Genomic DNA, 16,769 nt, shown 5'->3' on the forward strand with positions numbered 1-16,769 from the left:
TAATTCGTAAATTAAAATCACATTATTCCCCTTTCGCGTAAACGCTGCTGCCACTTCCAAGCAGAAGCCATTGTATTTTCGATAGTTTCTTTTGCTGTCCAGCCAAGAACGTTGTTCGCTTTATCGGGATTAGCCCATATTTGCTCAATATCGCCCTCTCTTCGCCCTACAATACTATAATTCAGCGACTTGCCAGAAACTTTCTCGAAAATATCAATCAGTTCCAACACCGACACCCCCTTTCCCGTGCCAAGATTAAAAACTTCCACCTTTTCGTCCGATTTATCCGAGAGCATTCGCTCAACTGCGGTCACGTGCGCTTTGGCCAGGTCCACCACATTGATGAAATCGCGAATGCATGAACCGTCAGGAGTATTGTAATCATTACCGAAAACACTTAGTTGTTCACGGATTCCAATGCCGGTTTGCGTAATATACGGCACAAGATTTTGCGGTACCCCGATAGGCAGTTCTCCGATTTCGGCGGATGGATGTGCTCCAATTGGATTAAAATAACGCAAAATAATGCTCTTTACAGGTGCACCTGAATAAATAAAATCCCGAATTATTTCTTCGTTTATTTGTTTAGTATTTCCGTAAGGCGACTCAGCGGGCTTTATAGGAGCACTTTCATCGATAGGATTATTATCGGGTTCACCGTAAACCGTGCATGAGGATGAAAAAACAATCCCTTTCACGTGAAACTGAGGCATCAGTTCCAACAGGTTTATCAACGACACCAGGTTATTGCGGTAATACATCAGCGGTTTTTGAACCGATTCACCCACCGCTTTACTGGCAGCAAAATGGATAATACCATCAATACCCTGATATTTCTCAAACAAGGATTTCAATGCCTGAAAATCAATACAGTCGAGCTTTTCGAAAACAGGACGTACTCCTGTAATTTTGAAAATCCCCTCAATTACCTCTGCATTTGAATTGGATAAATTATCTATAATGATCACTTCATAACCGGCCTGTTGCAGTTCAACTACCGTGTGCGAACCAATATATCCGGTTCCACCTGTAACAAGAATTTTTTTTGACATAAAGAATAATTTCAGCTTAAAGTAAGCCACAAAGTTAATAAAATAACAGGTGATTTATCTGCTTTTCTGTTATTTCCCGTTAAAAACTAAGTCTACGGCATACGATTCCCTTATCCGGTAAAATGCCGTAAAGGCCAATTAAAAAAACCAATATTGCCGTTAAAATATGTTTTAATCAAAGTTTTTTTCTATTTTTGTGTAGATTGCAAACAATGGAATATCAGGTTAAAATATACGGTAAAAAGGAGGATCTTCCTCCCTTGAACGATGTGAAATTCTTTCACTACGTATCTTCTTTTGACTGGAACCAAAACATTTCATTTTACAGGCCTATGATGCTTATTGTTTTTTGCGATGAGAAACCTATAGCATCTATGTTTGCACTAATTATGCGGATCAATCGGCTGATGTACGGCTCGGTGTTTAAAAGATGTTACATTTCGCAGCAACCCAGCTTTTACGAGGAAAACGTCAACAAAATAGAGATTTTCAACCTACTCATTTCTTCCTTGGTGAAAGAAGTTGAAAACAAGGTTTTCTTTATTGAATACCGAAATTTAAACGACGCAGTTTTTGGGTATAAGGGATTTCGTGAAAATGGGTTTTATTCCGCAAAATGGATTAACGTGAGAAACTCGTTGCAGCGAAAACGAAAGATATGGGATCAGCTGTCTTCCACCCGGAAAAATCAGGTCAACAAAGCCCGGCGGAAAGGTGTTGTTGTTGAAGAACTCACCTCACACGATAAATTACGGGAGATTTACAAATTAATCGACAAATCCAGAAACTGGAAAATGTCTAAGAAGTTTCCGCCTTACCAATACTTCGAGAATTTTTTCAACTGTTACGTTTCCCTGGGAAAGGGAAAGATACTGATCAGCCATTACAACGAGAAAATCATTGGTGGAATTATTCTCGGATTTGAGCAAAAAACGGTTTATGTACTTTATTTTTGGGGGAAAGAAAAAAGGTACAAAACATATTATCCTACCGTCTTCACAATTTTTTCAGCCATGGAAATGGCTGAAAAAGAGGGATATGAGTTTTTCGACTTTATGGACTCAGGCTACCTGAATATTAATGCAGGAAAACCTCGTTTCCTGCTTCAATTCGGGGGAAAACCCAAATCGACAAGACGCTGGTACCGCTTCAATTGGCGCTTACTCAATTTTTTTGCAAAAAAAATACACGATTGACGGGGATAAAAAAACTTTCCGGAAACCTGTAATGCAAAATTGTGTAAACAATTTTGTATGCACTCGATTGCATAAAGCCTTTTAGATTAAATAAAGTTAAGCTAGGCCATTTTTTTATTCATTCATTTGGCTGTAAATAAAAAGCACGCTATATTTGTATCGTGTTTTTCATGGTATTAGATTTAAGGTTAACAATGGAGATTGGTTGTCGTGAGACAACCATTTTCTTTTTATATTGATCCACACTCCGGATTCCTTTTAGTTTTAATCTTTAAACTTCTCCCACAAAGCAGAATGAATGATTTTCCTTGATTCATCTATCAATGTAGGGATATCGCATTCATTCAAATTTTCAGTACAAATAGGCTTGTGAATAATCAATTCCAGTTTATTGGGTTTTAAACAAAGTGAGCCACGTTTCATCACATCGAAAGGGCCGTTAATTGTTAGCGGAACGATAGGTAATCTGAGGTCGTAAGCAATCTGATAAGCTCCCCTTTTAAAATGTCCCAGTTTCCCGGTACGTGACCGGGCTCCTTCAGGAAAGAGCATAATGGAAACATCATCCGTCATTTTCTTTTTGGCTTCACGAATCGTATTGGCACGAGCTGCAGGGCTGGAATTATCCACAAAAACGTGGCCGGCCATTTCCGATGCAAAGCCTACCAAAGGTATATTGCGTAAGCTGGCTTTTTGTACCCATTTTATGTTCTGGTTCAAAAAACCGTAAATTAAAAAAATGTCGAAAGCTCCTTGATGATTGGCTACAAAAACATAAGACTGTTTAGAATTGAGATTTTCGTGTCCGCTGCTCTTTATCCGGCATAAAGCCAGCCAGCAAGTCATTCTTGACCACCATCTCGGGGGCACATATCCCCAATACCGACTTCCAAAAACGGGAGCAAAGACCATTACCGTCAATGCTGTTAAAATAGTAAACAGAAGGAAAATGGGCGCAAAAATAAGCCACTGGTATAAAAATATGAAAATCCTTTTTATCAACTTCATAACACAAGAAAATTCGCACTAACAAAAATAATCATTTTTTGCTATCCCCTGATTATAAAAAAGGTTGTTTTCAACTTCATGAAGGTTTTTGATGTCATAATTGAATTTTTAGCTTAAATAATTTTATTATTTGTGGAATTTTGTGTTTATTTGTGCTACGAAATCAAAAACATAATATAATAAACACACATGAAAGAATTAGCAAGGTATTCAGGCGTAATAGTAATGATTATTGGCGTGCTGATTTTGGCGCTTCCTTTTTTTAGCGGAACGACCAACAACACAAACCTTTTAATTGGTTTACTATTGGTAATTGAGGGTTTTTTGGGGCATCTCTATGTGAATAACATGAAAAAAGGAACTATTGTGGGTAACATTGTCTGGGCAATTATTCTTCTGGTTGTTCCCTATTTTTTGTTCACAGCAATGAAAAACCTGGCATACAGTAAAGACGAGTTTGCGCTGTATAATTAATTACAAAAATTGCATAACACAAAAAAAGAGGATTTTTTAATCCTCTTTTTTTGTGTTATGGCATCCTGTATATGACGCTGTTAATATTCATTCCTGCACCTACCGATGTAAGCACCAGGTTATCGCCGGAGGAGATGCTGTGTCCGTTCATTTTTCCTCTCATCACCATATCGAGCAAAGTGGGAACTGTAGCAACAGATGAGTTTCCCAACCACGAAATCGTCATAGGCATTACCGATTCTGGAATATCGTTGATGTTGTACAACTTAAACAGTCTTTTGAGAATGGCATCATCCATTTTTCCGTTTGCCTGATGGATCAGTACTTTTTTCACATCGTTTACATGCAATTTAAGCTTGTCCAGACCTGATTTTATAGCTTTGGGAACATTTTCCAATGCATACTGATATAAACGACGGCCGTTCATTTTCAGGTATAAATCCTTTTTACCGGCCAACTCTCTGTCGTACGAATATCCCATGTGAAGCAAGTTTACATAATCCATGGAATCGCTTCGCGAATTATGCCCGATAATACCCACCGGCGTTTCGCTTTCCACTGCTTCTACAATGGCAGCACCAGCTCCATCAGCATAAATCATACTATCGCGGTCATGCGGATCTGAAATCCTCGATAGTACATCGGCACCGATGACCAGTATCTTTTTTGCGTCACCCGAACGAATATAATAATCTGCCTGAATAAGGGCTTGAACCCAGCCCGGACATCCATACAAAATATCGTATGCAATAGCCTGTGGACTCCGGATACCAAGTTTAGCCTTTACGCGCGAAGCAAGCGTAGGCAATATATCAATACGGGTATCATTCGGTTGGGTTTCTCCAAAATTATGTGCCAGAATCACATAATCAAGCTCTTCCCTGTCAATCCCTGCAGATTCGATGGCTTGTTCTGCTGCAATGAGAGCCAGATCAGAGGTTAGTTGATGATCTTCGGCATACCTTCGTTCGGAAATAGTTGTTATTTCTTCAAATTTATCCACTATTTCGCGATTTTCTTTGTCGATTTTTTCACCCGTCGACTCCAGGAAGTCATAATTCAAAAAGTCATCATTCTTAACAACTTTGGAAGGAACATAACTTCCGGTTCCGGTAATCAGGCTGTATATTTTTTTCATATAATAAAGTAATAACTCATGTTTCGCACTTCCCTCAAACCATTGACAAAGAAATAGAAGGGAAATGCATTATTATCTATATCTCTGTACTATAACATTTTATATTTTACAATTTCTCAATCGTCCTTAACCATCACCGAACAACACAGTGCAATGATCATGGATTCTGCTTTTGGATTGGCCAACATTTTTTCAAGTAAATCATCGGCATCCATCTCCAATACCTCGCATACTGAGCAGACTAACTCGATGAACAGCCCCCATAGCCGTCTGTCGAGTGTTTCCCTGAGCACATCGGCGTTCATTGACCGATAAAGTGCCCCTTTCGACTCGTAGTTATCGTACCGGAAACGCAGTGTCAATAACAGATAGGCTATCATGCTGATGGTCGTTTCTGCTACCTGGGCGTCAAAGTTACTGGATTGACATCTTCCCAGGTTCAACAATTGCTTCGATTCTCGATTGAACACCTCCACAACCCATCTTACCTGGTAATGCCCGATCAATCCCTTGAACGTCAGTTTCGTGTCCGTCGTCAACAAAACCTTCCATTTGTCATTTTTGCCCCGACGACTAAAGAAAAGGCAGATCTCAACACCTTGGTACAGCACCCTGGCCTGTTTGTACTGGTAACCCAGGGAACGGCAGCGCCTGGGTTTGCCCAGCATGTTATTGATCTGGGCGTGAGTCAGGCTCTTACCCTGATACTCAAACTTAGTCTTTGCAAACTTGTACATCCCGATCAGGTGAACTTCCTTGTCCTTCACACTCCGGATAGCCTGTATCAACGCATCGCAAGTAAACCAGCTGTCCACCAGGACGTAATCAACACGAAGCCCGCGATAGATGGCCGTGAAAAACATCCGCAGGACCATCTGAATCTTGTTCGTGTCCAGTTCTTCCACACGTTTAGCGGTGTACGAGTCCTTGATACGCTTGCAACTGTATTGCTTGCGGATCTGCTTTTTGGTCATCCCAAACGGGCGTTCCTGCTTTTTCCCTTTTTCCCGGTGAAGACTGAAATCCAGTGGTATGGAGGACTTACCGTCCCAGTACATCATCACCAACAGCTTGAATCCAAGCACGTAGCTGTTGGTTACATGATCCCATACCTTCCCGATCTTCTCTATACGCTTCCCGGTTTTAGACAGGGTGGTGTCATCGAAGATCAGGTAACGGGATGAGGTATCATCTACATCACTATCTTTGGACGTCACCGTCAGAAAACGATGCACAAGATGCCACATAAGCATCCGCCAGCATATGATGGAACTGTTCTTCAAGCGATAGAACACATCCTTGCCCATGGTGGAACCTTCACCTGTGGGGCTGTTCAGATAGGAGTTGACCGTCTTGTCTGAACTGACCACCATGGAGACCAGCAGGGCCAGGACCATTTTAAAATCATATCCCCGGGTCTTGAACCATTTGAACTCAGAAAGACCTTCGCTTAGCTTCAACGCCTTGAAGCGGCTAAAAATATCTTCAGCGGAAACCCTGCCGGGGGTAAAGTCCGCTTTCAACTCTTGAATCTTTTTAATATCTTTGTCCTGCAGCATATTTTAATGGTTTGGTTTCCATCGCTAAGATAATCATTTTCAATGATATATTAGCTAAAATATGCTGCTTTTTTTATCTCTTATCCTCTGATTATCAACTTCATTTTTAACTGCGAAACATCAGGTAATAATATTTATTTTCAGATGAAGGTCGTATAATCGTTTCAGCGCAACTCAAACCGCTGGCTTCACGCTCGTTCCATCATCAATCCCCACAAACAATAACCTAATTTCTCACCAAAGGTAGCAATTTATTATCAATACAATTAAACTTCACCGGTTTTTCAGCAGGGCATATCCCTTTTTTCTACAATACCTGAAATTAACTTAATCCCAATTCTTTTGCCAGCAATTCGTAACCCTGTCGGCGTCCTTTCATCTGCGGTAGTTTGACACAATAAATTTTCGATTTTTTTGATAAAAGACCTCCGGAGGTCTTTTTTTTGTCAAATATTTTTTCTATATTTGTAGCATTATATAGCATTGTTACAGATATGAAATTGAATATTGTCAAGTCCAAGAACTGTACTATTCTCTACGCGGCACGTTCTTACAGGAGCGAAAGCGGCAAAAGCACGTCCAAAGTGGTCAAGCGTCTAGGGACCGTTGAAGAACTGCGCGAGAAGTTGAATGGTGAAGACCCGATTGAATGGGCAAGGACTCAAGTTGCCGGGATGACCGCACTTGAAAAAGAAGAGAACAAGCACGTCATTATTGACTGCAACCCCATGGCGCTTATCCCCAAAGGCGAGCAGCGCTCGTACAACGGCGGCTACCTGTTCCTTCAGAAAATATATTACGAACTGGGCCTGGACTACATCTGCAAGAAGATAGCGAAGAAGCACAAGCTGCTGAAGTATGACCTGAACGGCATTCTTTCGATGTTGGTATACACCCGGATACTGTATCCGGGATCCAAGCGGTCCTCGTTGGAAGATGCAAGGAAGTTCCTCGAGCAGCCGGAGTGCGCGCTGGAGCAGGTGTACAGGGCGCTTTCGCTGCTGGCCGGTGAGTTCAACGAGATACAGGCCGGCGTGTACAAACGCAGTCTCAAACTCGGGAAGCGCAATACGCGGGTGGTGTATTATGATCTGACGAACTACTTCTTCGAGTGTGAAGAGGAAAGCGGCTTGCGCCAGTATGGCCACAGCAAGGAGAACCGTCCGCTGCCCATCGTGCAGATGGGGCTGTTCATGGACCGCGACGGCTTCCCGCTGGCAATGTGCGTCGAGCCGGGCAATACGGCGGAGACCACCACCCTGAAGCCGATGGAGCAGATACTGAGGGACAAGTTCGGCCTGTCCAGGCTGGTGGTCTGCACCGATGGAGGCCTTTCAAGCTATGAGAACCGCAAGAATGACAGCGTGGGAGACAGGTCATTCATTACCGTGCAGTCACTGAAGAAGTTGAAAAAGCACCTGCAGGAATGGGCCCTGGACAGCAAGGGTTGGCGTATTGCCGGTTCGCAGGGCAAGGAGGAGTATGACATCAGCATCCTGGACGCAAAGGAGTACCATGAGACTCTCTTTTTCAAGGAACGCTGGGACCCCACGCTGATGTCAACTGGAGAGACGTTGGAGCAGCGCGTCATCGTGACCTTCTCGTTCAAGTATCAGGAGTACCTCCGCCATGTCCGCGAACGTCAGATAGCTCGTGCCAAAGCTTTGCTTGCCAAGGGCTGGGGTGCCACCTCAAAGAAGAAGAGCCCGGGCGATGCCAAGCGCTTCATCAAGGCCGAGCACGTCACCGCGGACGGTGAGCTGGCCCAGATAGAGAACTTCTCGCTCAATCAGGATATGATAGACCAGGAGGCGCGCTTCGACGGCTTCTATGCCCTGTGTACGGACCTCGAAGACCCGGCCCCGGCCATCATCGAACTCAACGGCGGCCGTTGGATCATCGAGAACGGCTTCCGTATCATGAAAACCGATTTCGATGCCCGGCCGGTATACGTGAGAAGGGATGACCGCATCAAGGCCCACTTCCTCACATGCTTCCTGGCACTGCTGGTATACAAGTATCTGGAGAAGAAAGTGAACCGTGGCGGGAAGCACTTCACAACAGATGAGATAGTGGATACGCTCAGGGGGATGGACTTCCTAGGCATACCCGGTGAAGGATATATCCCCACTTACACCAGGACGGACTTGACCAATCATCTCCATGGCAGCGCGGGCTTCAGGACGGATACCCAGATAGTCACCAAACAGAAGATGAGGAGTATCATTGCCCAAACCAGGAAAAGGGAGAAGGATGAGGAGTAGGTAGAATACAGGAGAAGGGGCCTGCCGGCGGCAACGCCGCCGGGCAGGCAACCTCATCCATGGGGCGGAGGCCCCACAGGCCCCCTTCCCCTGTATCCCTCACCGTCCCACACCTGCCATATTGCTACAAAGTCAGAAAAAACAGCAAGGCCACAAATCGCCCCTGAAGCGGCCTGTGGCCTTGATCTATCACCAGTCTGACAAAATCAAAGTGTCAAACACGGGAATTTATTATCAATACAATTAAACTTCACCGGTTTTTCAGCAGGGCATATCCCTTTTTTCTACAATACCTGAAATTAACTTAATCCCAATTCTTTTGCCAGCAATTCGTAACCCTGTCGGCGTCCTTTCATCTGCGAATACAAATCGAAAATAATGATCTCGTCCACCAGGGTTTCTTTGGCCCATTGCCAAAGCATTTCGGAAACTTTACCGGGTGAGCCGATAACGAACTTCCGCATAATGCTTTGCTTCACCGCCTCTTCCTGAAGTGAATACCTATATGAAAGCGCTTCTTCAAAAGTAGGATTAACAATCCTCTTACCAACAGTCAACATCGTCCAGTGTAGAATAGCGGGCGCTGCCTGATAATAAGCTTCTTCATCGGTTTCTGCTGTAAAAACCATAATCGAAAGAATACTTTTAGGTTCCTGAAGATATTCCGAAGGCTTAAACTGCCGGCGATACATGGTAAGCACAGGGACCGCCAAATCTGCGTTTATCTGTGCCGCAAATACAAAAGGCAATCCTTTTGTCAAGGCAAACTCAACACCACCGGTACTGGAACCAAGCATATAGATTTCGGGGATGAGAAATGGGTCTGGCGATGCGTTGATGTGGGCAAAAGGATGTTTGTCGGGCAGGTTGTGGCCCAAGAATCCCAGAAGCTCCGTTAATTGTTCGGGAAACGTATCCTGCTTAATGGCCTCCCACGACCTTCGAAGAGCCAGCGCTGTCCGTCCGTCGGTTCCTGGTGCACGTCCTATACCCAGATCTATTCTGCCGGGATACAATGCCTCAAGCATAGCAAACCGTTCGGCAACACTGAAAGCACTGTGATTGGGCAACATCACTCCTCCCGTTCCTACCCGGATCCTTTGGGTTTGTGAAGCAACATGCGCCACCATAATTTCGGGGAACATGCTCATCACCATAGATGTATTGTGATGTTCAGCGAACCAGTAACGGGTGTATCCCAGTTTATCGGCAAGTTTGGCAATTTCCGTGGATTGATTCAATACTTCTGAAGCAGTTTTGGTTTCTTCGGTAAATTTTGCCAAATCAAGTATGGACAATTTCAATTTGTTCATTCCGGTTTTGTTAGACAGAAGAGAGATACAAAGTGAGAATTCCCGTAACAATAGCTATACCAAAACTTAACAAGGTCCCAATAAGAATATACTCTGTCAGTTTCCGGTTTCGCGAATCTTTCAAATCGCCAAAACGAAATACTGATTTAGCTGCTATCAGAAACCCAATAGCTTCCCAACGCCCCAAAACGACAAACAGGAAAACCAGAAGTCTTTCCAGAATACCGATATAACGGCCGGCATTGGGTAACGACTTTTCTTTATCGAGATGTATATCTTTTGCCCAGTTTGTCAACAGTACCTGAATTCCTATACCGCACACCACAGTTAAGAAAAGAATTGCTGTCAGGTAAATCCAAAATTGCTGATTTTCGGCCAGTACACCCATAGGTATATCCGGATTAAAAAACAGGTACCACAAAACCACAATGCTCAACACATGCAACAACTGATCCATCAGAAACCACCCGGTTTTATTGTTTTTTTTCTGAAAAGACAATTTCACCATGTCTATCCCGACATGAACAACAGCAATTGAAAGTGCCACAGCCCAATACCGTAAATCCCATAGAATCAGCCATGCCAACGCACCGTGAATGAGGCCATGCAAGTACAACTTGATGGATCTTATGCCTTGTTTTTCTTTTTCCTCAACCCAAGATTTTGACTGAAGAATAAAATCACCGGCCAGATGCATTAAGATAAGCTTGACAAGTATAATCATAAAAGCAACCTTTCCAATTTGCGCCGATACATCTGCTCCATAGACAAAATTTCATCTATATTGGCCCTTTTCCATCTTCCGCTTACAGAGTTTTGTTTTATCCCCAGCCGGCTACCAATCTCGTTTTGGGTATAATCGGGATGTTCCAATGCCACCTCCACCAACTCAGCAGAAGCGACCGACCATTTATCCATAAAAACTGAGGCCAACCTGATAAAAAGATTCATTTCCCCGTCAAAATCCGGCCAGGGGCTTTTAACAAGCAAATTGAATTTTTCTTTTTCCAGTTCTTCAAATTTTTCTCCGGCATTTATAAACGCTTCTCCGTTACTTTCCGTTATACGTTCGCCCGTATAACTCTTTCCTCCTATGCCTATCGCCATTCTCACATCAATAAGGCTTTTATTAGTTTCATCCGAAACTATCTTCTTTATTAATGCTTTCACCCGTAACGCCTTTTTCAGGGCTTCTTCCGGGCGATCTACTTCCAGTTGAAACGAATCGCCCCATACGATTTCCCACTGTCCGGGCGATTTTCCCCATTCATTGAACAAGCTTTTCAGCGGCAATAGCCACTTTTCGGAATTTTCTACTTTTCGAGACGAAACAATGTCTCCTTTTATTACTGCTATCATCCGACAAATATCGTGAGAAAAAATGATATATCAAAATATCGTATCAAATAACGATATTTCAAATTATCGTCGATAAAAGTGATATTCTCACACCATAAATCCTAAATTGCAACTAACTCAATCCTTCCACTTTTCCGTTCACAATATCAATCCTTTTGGCCTGTGGATCAGCGGGAAGGCCAGGCATACGCATCATTTCGCCGGCAATAGCGACAATAAACTCCGAGCCCTGGTTAATTACAATATCGTTGATCTTAAAGCGAAATCCTTTGGCTACACCATACTCCTTTGGATCGGCAGAGAACGAGAATTGCGTTTTTGCTATGCAAACCGGAAATTTTGCCAGTGGAGTATCGTCTATTCTCTTCAATCGCCTTAATGCCTTTTCGTTAAAGACTACATCCCGTGCACCGTAAATATTAAGTGCAATTTTTTCGAGTTTTGTCCGGATGGAATCTTCATCGGAATAAGTAAACTGTAACGGTTGAGACGGCTCTTTTTCAATGGCTTCCACTACCGCATTAGCCAGCTCAACGGCTCCCTGCCCACCTTCAACAAACGCATTGTTTACGGCAAAACGAACCCCACGTTGGCGACAAAACTCAGCCACAGCATCTATTTCATCCTGTGTATCAAAAGCATATTTGTTGAATGCCACCACAACAGTTTGACCAAAAGAGGCCAGATTCTCCAGGTGTTTCGACAAGTTCTCCAACCCTTTTTTCAGTCCTTCCATGTCAGGCTGTCTGATATCGGTTTCAGGAGTTCCGCCGTGCATTTTCAGTCCCTGCGCAGTAACGACAATAACCGTTAGTTTGGGTTGCAAACCACTTTTTCTACATTTAATATTAAAAAACTTTTCCGCTCCCAGATCGGCACCGAAACCGGCTTCGGTAATCACATACTCGCCATATGACATGGCCATTTTTGTAGCAGAAACCGAATTACAACCGTGTGCAATATTTGCAAAAGGACCGCCATGAACAAATGCTGCCGTATTCTCAGTCGTTTGTACCAAATTGGGATGAATGGCGTCTTTCATCAGTACGGTTATGGCACCTGCAACACCCAGGTCTTTTACCGTAAACGGCTTGTCTTCCCGCGTATAACCCAATAAAATATTTTCGATGCGTCGACGCAAGTCCTCTTCATCCTCCGCCAGACACAAAATAGCCATCAATTCCGATGCGGCTGTTATATCAAAACCGCCTTCGAGCGGTACTCCATTTCCCGGGCCGAGGCCGGTAACAATATAGCGCAAACTGCGGTCGTTCACATCCAGCACCCGCTTCCAAAGCACTTCCTTGATCTCATGGGGTGTACCCTGAACACGAAAAATATAATTGTCCAGAAGTGCCGATATAGTGTTATGAGCCGATGTGACCGCATGAAAATCACCGGTAAAATGCAAATTGATGTTCTCCATGGGAAGCACTTGGGCATACCCGCCGCCAGCAGCTCCTCCTTTCATTCCAAATACGGGACCCAATGAGGGTTCACGTAATGCGACAATGGCTTTTTTACCAATTTTGTTCAGTCCCAATGCCAAGCCGATGGAAACGGTAGTCTTCCCGATACCTGCCTTGGTGGGTGTGATAGCCGTAACCAAAACCAGCTTGCTTTGGTCAATTTTTTCCTGATTTTTTAACCGCAAGGGCACTTTTGCCATGTACGGACCGTAGTTATGCACCTCATCCCGGTCGATACCTATGTTTTCTGCGACTTCCTTTACTTTTTTTAGCGGTGTCTCTCTTGCAATCTGAATGTCTGATTTCATTTATATGCGGTTTTAAGATATGTGTGTTTTAAGAACAAAGAAAAACAAGCCGATATACATTAGCTTTTAGACTTCTCAGCAAGTTCGTCTTCCAATTTTATCAACTGATCACGCAGCCTCGCCGCTTCAAGGAATTCCAGTTTTTTGGCAGCTGACAGCATAGCCTTTCGGGTCTGTTCGATTTTTGTTTTCAGATCGTCTGCGGTAGCATATTCGGGCAACGGCTCCGATGCCATGGAATAGTAATCGGGCTCTACGTATGCCCTGGCTTCTGCGGTAACCGTGTACTCTTTGTTTAGCACGGATGACCGGGCTTTTATTATCTGTTGCGGCGTAATGCCGTGTTGTTCGTTGTATTTTATCTGCTTCTCCCGCCGGCGGTTAGTTTCATCGATAGTCGTTTGCATGCTGTCGGTTATTTTGTCGGCATAGAATATGACTTTCCCATTAACGTTTCGGGCGGCACGTCCCGCAGTTTGTGTCAGGGAACGATGCGACCGTAAGAAACCTTCCTTGTCGGCATCCAGGACAGCGACAAGTGAAACTTCCGGAAGATCCAATCCTTCACGGAGCAGGTTAACCCCGATGAGCACGTCGTAAATCCCGCTTCGCAGATCATCCATAATCTTCACACGTTCGAGTGTTTCTACGTCGGAATGGATGTAGTTGCAACGTATATCGTGCTGAGAAAGATAATCGGTCAGTTCTTCCGCCATCCGCTTAGTAAGGGTGGTTACGAGGATCCGTTCGTCTTTTTCGACCCTCAGCTGGATTTCCTCCATCAAATCATCTACCTGGTTCAAACTCGGGCGCACATCAATGGGCGGGTCGAGCAATCCCGTCGGGCGGATCAGCTGGTCTACGACAATCCCTTCCGATTTTTCCAATTCATAATCGGCAGGAGTAGCGCTGACAAAAATGATTTCAGGCGTATGCGCTTCAAATTCCTCAAACGTAAGCGGGCGGTTATCTATGGCTGCAGGCAGGCGAAAACCGTATTCAACCAGGTTAAGCTTCCGCGAATGATCACCGCCGTACATCGCCCGGATTTGAGGGATGGTCACGTGGCTTTCGTCGATAACGGTGAGGTAGTCTTCGGGAAAAAAGTCAAGCAGGCAAAAAGGCCGTGTTCCGGGCAAACGCCCGTCAAAATAGCGTGAATAATTCTCAATGCCCGAGCAATACCCAATCTCCTTGATCATTTCCACATCGTACGTAACACGTTCGTACAGGCGCTTGGCTTCAAGGGGTTTTCCGATAGACTGGAAAAACTCCACCTGTTTTCCCAGATCGATTTGGATTTCATCTATGGCGCGAAAAATCCGTTCTTTGGTAGTTACAAAAAGGTTGGCCGGAAAAATCCGGTAGGAGTTCAGGCGCTCGGTGGTCACTCCCGTGAGCGGGTCGACCGTTTCGATACTTTCTATTTCATCGCCCCAGAAGATTACGCGTACGATATAATCGTGGTATGCCAAAAAAACATCTACCGTATCCCCTTTCACGCGAAAATTTCCCCGGCTAAACTCGACAGTTTCATCGCGCGAATACAAACTGTTTACAAGCAACCGCAAGAAATGATCCCGTTCCAGCAATTGTCCCTCGCTGATATCCACAGTCGTTTTGTTGAAATCCTCCGGATTTCCGATTCCGTAGAGGCAGGAGACCGACGAAACAACAATCACGTCGTTTCGTCCCGAGAGCAACGATGAAGTGGCTGCCAAACGCAATTTTTCAATTTCATCGTTAATGGACAGGTCTTTCTCAATGTAAGTGTCTGTAGTTGGAATATAAGCCTCGGGCTGGTAATAATCGTAATAAGAGACGAAATACTCCACCGCATTATTCGGGAAAAAGCCTTTGAACTCACTGTACAGTTGTGCTGCCAGTGTCTTGTTGTGACTCAGCACCAACGTGGGTTTGTTCAATTGTGCTATCACGTTGGCAATGGTAAATGTTTTCCCCGAACCGGTAACTCCCAACAGTGTCTGATAAGGGATTTTCTGTCTGAGTCCCTCTATCAAAGCCTTTATGGCTTCCGGCTGATCGCCGGTAGGCCTGTATTCGGATGTAAGTTGGAAATGCATAGTCGTTATAAAACAACTTAATCCTCCATTTGTTTGATGCCGCTATATTTCTTACCGATCACTTCAGCCCGGATTGCTTGTCGCATCATGATCCTTTTTTACAATGTTTGGAAGCTCTAATCCAAAACCTTTTTTCTTGTCCAGTGCTTTTAGGTAGAAAGCCAGTAAAAGTGCTGCAACTCCAAATCCGGCAAAGATAAGCATCGGAACAGTATAATTATATTTTACAGCTTCGCCGGATGCAATCTGTTCGGCAATACCCGGGTTACTTCTTTTTAATGCCCACCCTATCAAAACCGGAGTCAGCATTAATCCAATGTTCTGAATCCAGAATATGATGGAATAAGCAGATCCCAAAACCTTGTTGTCCACCAACTTAGGAACTGAAGGCCACAGCGAAGCAGGAACCAGGGAGAACGAAACACCCAGTACAATGATAGCCCCTAACGCCACGGCAAACGTAAAGTTTTCCTCCGGTGTAAGCGCAAAAATCAAATGGCAAACAATCACTAGCAGGGACCCCAACATCAGCATGGTAGCTGCCTTCCCCTTGTTATCAATAAACCATCCCAGCAAGGGTGTTAAAATCATCGCTCCAATAGGAAAATAGGAAAACAAGCCGCTCGCTTCGGAGGTAGTCATTCCCAAACGGCTTTCGAGCATCCCGGTAGCAAACTTCTGAAACGGGAAAATCGCTGAATAAAACAGAACGCATAGCCCGGCTACAACCATAAAGGTTTTCGACGTAAATATAGCTTTTAAATCGCTGATCCTGAACTCCTCTTCCGGAGAAGATTCATTACCGGCCCTGAGAGCATCGGTTTGCGAATCAAGCTTTTTATCGAAGAAGAAGTACACACTGAAAGTCAACAATCCGATCAGGAGCAACAAAGTCCCCACACCTACCGAAAGTGAAACGCCCCCCTTTTCAGCCAGGTACGGCGACAAACGGAATACGGCAAAAACACCCAGCCGCGCAATAGCCATCTCCAGGCCCATGGCCAGTGCCAATTCTTTTCCGGCAAACCATTTTACGATCCCTTTGGAAACGGTAACTCCCGCCATCTCCACCCCACAACCAAAAATAGCAAAACCAACCGAAGCCACTTTTGCCGATGCAGGGAACCCGGTCCAGAAAGAGTTGAAGAAATCGTATCCGAAGCCTCCGCCATTAAAATAATCGCTGATACCATACAGCTTTATGGACGCTCCGATTACCATCAGGGAACCGGAGACAAGTGCAGCTTTCCGTACACCAATCCGGTCTAAAATAATCCCGGCAAATATCAGGAAGAAGGCAAATACATTCAGGAAGTATTCCGAACCGGCGACCGCGCCAAAAGTGTCGGGCGTCCATTTCAGCGAAGTTTCGAGCATGGTACTCAGGGGTGCCAAAACATCGATAAACATATAAGCCACAAACATTGTGGAAGCCAGCAGTATTAATGCGGTCCATCTTGCCACGGAAGAATCACGAAGCGTACTGTGAATTTTCTCTACCATTTAATTTTTAGTTTATGTTATGAAAGTGTTTCGAATGTGCAA

The 16,769-nt window shown here is 44.3% G+C and carries 13 protein-coding genes; 3 read left to right on the forward strand and 10 right to left on the reverse strand.

Going from position 1 to position 16,769, the window contains the following annotated elements; all coding sequences use genetic code 11:
• Window positions 1–17: 17 nt before the first annotated feature.
• Entirely contained in the window at window positions 18–1,052 is a 1,035-nt protein-coding gene (gene galE / locus AACM02_RS10085) for a UDP-glucose 4-epimerase GalE (protein ID WP_339116872.1), read from the reverse strand.
• Window positions 1,053–1,264: 212 nt separating this feature from the next.
• Here galE and AACM02_RS10090 point away from each other — a divergent pair, with 212 nt between their 5' ends.
• Entirely contained in the window at window positions 1,265–2,248 is a 984-nt protein-coding gene (locus AACM02_RS10090; protein WP_339116873.1) for a GNAT family N-acetyltransferase, read from the forward strand.
• Window positions 2,249–2,512: 264 nt separating this feature from the next.
• On the opposite strand, the gene AACM02_RS10095 is transcribed toward AACM02_RS10090, so the two are convergent.
• Window positions 2,513–3,256: a lysophospholipid acyltransferase family protein gene (locus AACM02_RS10095; RefSeq protein ID WP_332456742.1), complete on the reverse strand. Its 744-nt coding sequence runs from the start codon at window positions 3,254–3,256 to the stop codon at window positions 2,513–2,515.
• Window positions 3,257–3,445: 189 nt separating this feature from the next.
• Between AACM02_RS10095 and AACM02_RS10100 the strand changes: the two genes are divergently transcribed.
• Window positions 3,446–3,730 (forward strand): hypothetical protein, encoded by a 285-nt coding sequence (locus AACM02_RS10100; RefSeq protein ID WP_286856050.1) that lies wholly within the window; start codon window positions 3,446–3,448, stop codon window positions 3,728–3,730.
• A 55-nt stretch (window positions 3,731–3,785) separates the two neighbouring features.
• Here AACM02_RS10100 and AACM02_RS10105 read toward each other — a convergent pair whose 3' ends face one another.
• The gene (locus AACM02_RS10105) at window positions 3,786–4,868 is read right to left on the reverse strand and encodes a 3-oxoacyl-ACP synthase III family protein (protein ID WP_286856051.1); all 1,083 of its coding nucleotides are present in this window, start codon (window positions 4,866–4,868) and stop codon (window positions 3,786–3,788) included.
• A gap of 116 nt (window positions 4,869–4,984) precedes the next feature.
• Complete coding sequence (locus AACM02_RS10110; RefSeq protein ID WP_339115938.1) at window positions 4,985–6,427, reverse strand: transposase; 1,443 nt, start codon at window positions 6,425–6,427, stop codon at window positions 4,985–4,987.
• Between the two features lie 494 nt (window positions 6,428–6,921).
• On the opposite strand from AACM02_RS10110, the gene AACM02_RS10115 reads away from it, so the two are divergent.
• Window positions 6,922–8,691 carry an IS1634 family transposase gene (locus AACM02_RS10115; RefSeq protein WP_214063063.1) on the forward strand — a complete coding sequence of 590 codons (1,770 nt, stop codon included), beginning with the start codon at window positions 6,922–6,924 and terminating at the stop codon, window positions 8,689–8,691.
• Window positions 8,692–8,990: 299 nt separating this feature from the next.
• Here the strand turns inward: AACM02_RS10115 and AACM02_RS10120 are convergent, their stop codons facing one another.
• From AACM02_RS10120 to AACM02_RS10145, 6 genes are all read right to left on the reverse strand, one after another.
• Window positions 8,991–10,004 carry an LLM class flavin-dependent oxidoreductase gene (locus AACM02_RS10120; protein ID WP_339116874.1) on the reverse strand — a complete coding sequence of 338 codons (1,014 nt, stop codon included), beginning with the start codon at window positions 10,002–10,004 and terminating at the stop codon, window positions 8,991–8,993.
• 10 nt (window positions 10,005–10,014) lie between these two features.
• Window positions 10,015–10,728, reverse strand: coding sequence for a DUF3307 domain-containing protein (locus AACM02_RS10125; protein WP_321770199.1), 714 nt, complete (start codon window positions 10,726–10,728; stop codon window positions 10,015–10,017).
• Complete coding sequence (locus tag AACM02_RS10130) at window positions 10,725–11,363, reverse strand: hypothetical protein (protein WP_321716232.1); 639 nt, start codon at window positions 11,361–11,363, stop codon at window positions 10,725–10,727. The genes AACM02_RS10125 and AACM02_RS10130 overlap by 4 nt, the downstream gene beginning before the upstream one ends.
• 112 nt (window positions 11,364–11,475) lie before the next feature.
• Window positions 11,476–13,140: a formate--tetrahydrofolate ligase gene (locus AACM02_RS10135; RefSeq protein ID WP_339116875.1), complete on the reverse strand. Its 1,665-nt coding sequence runs from the start codon at window positions 13,138–13,140 to the stop codon at window positions 11,476–11,478.
• 59 nt (window positions 13,141–13,199) lie between these two features.
• Window positions 13,200–15,224: an excinuclease ABC subunit UvrB gene (gene uvrB, locus AACM02_RS10140; RefSeq protein WP_339116876.1), complete on the reverse strand. Its 2,025-nt coding sequence runs from the start codon at window positions 15,222–15,224 to the stop codon at window positions 13,200–13,202.
• 63 nt (window positions 15,225–15,287) lie between these two features.
• Complete coding sequence (locus tag AACM02_RS10145; protein ID WP_332456735.1) at window positions 15,288–16,727, reverse strand: MFS transporter; 1,440 nt, start codon at window positions 16,725–16,727, stop codon at window positions 15,288–15,290.
• Window positions 16,728–16,769: the final 42 nt, after the last annotated feature.

Origin of the sequence: Petrimonas sp. (genome assembly GCF_963921705.1) — a bacterium.
Taxonomy (GTDB): Bacteria; Bacteroidota; Bacteroidia; order Bacteroidales; family Dysgonomonadaceae; genus Petrimonas; species Petrimonas sulfuriphila.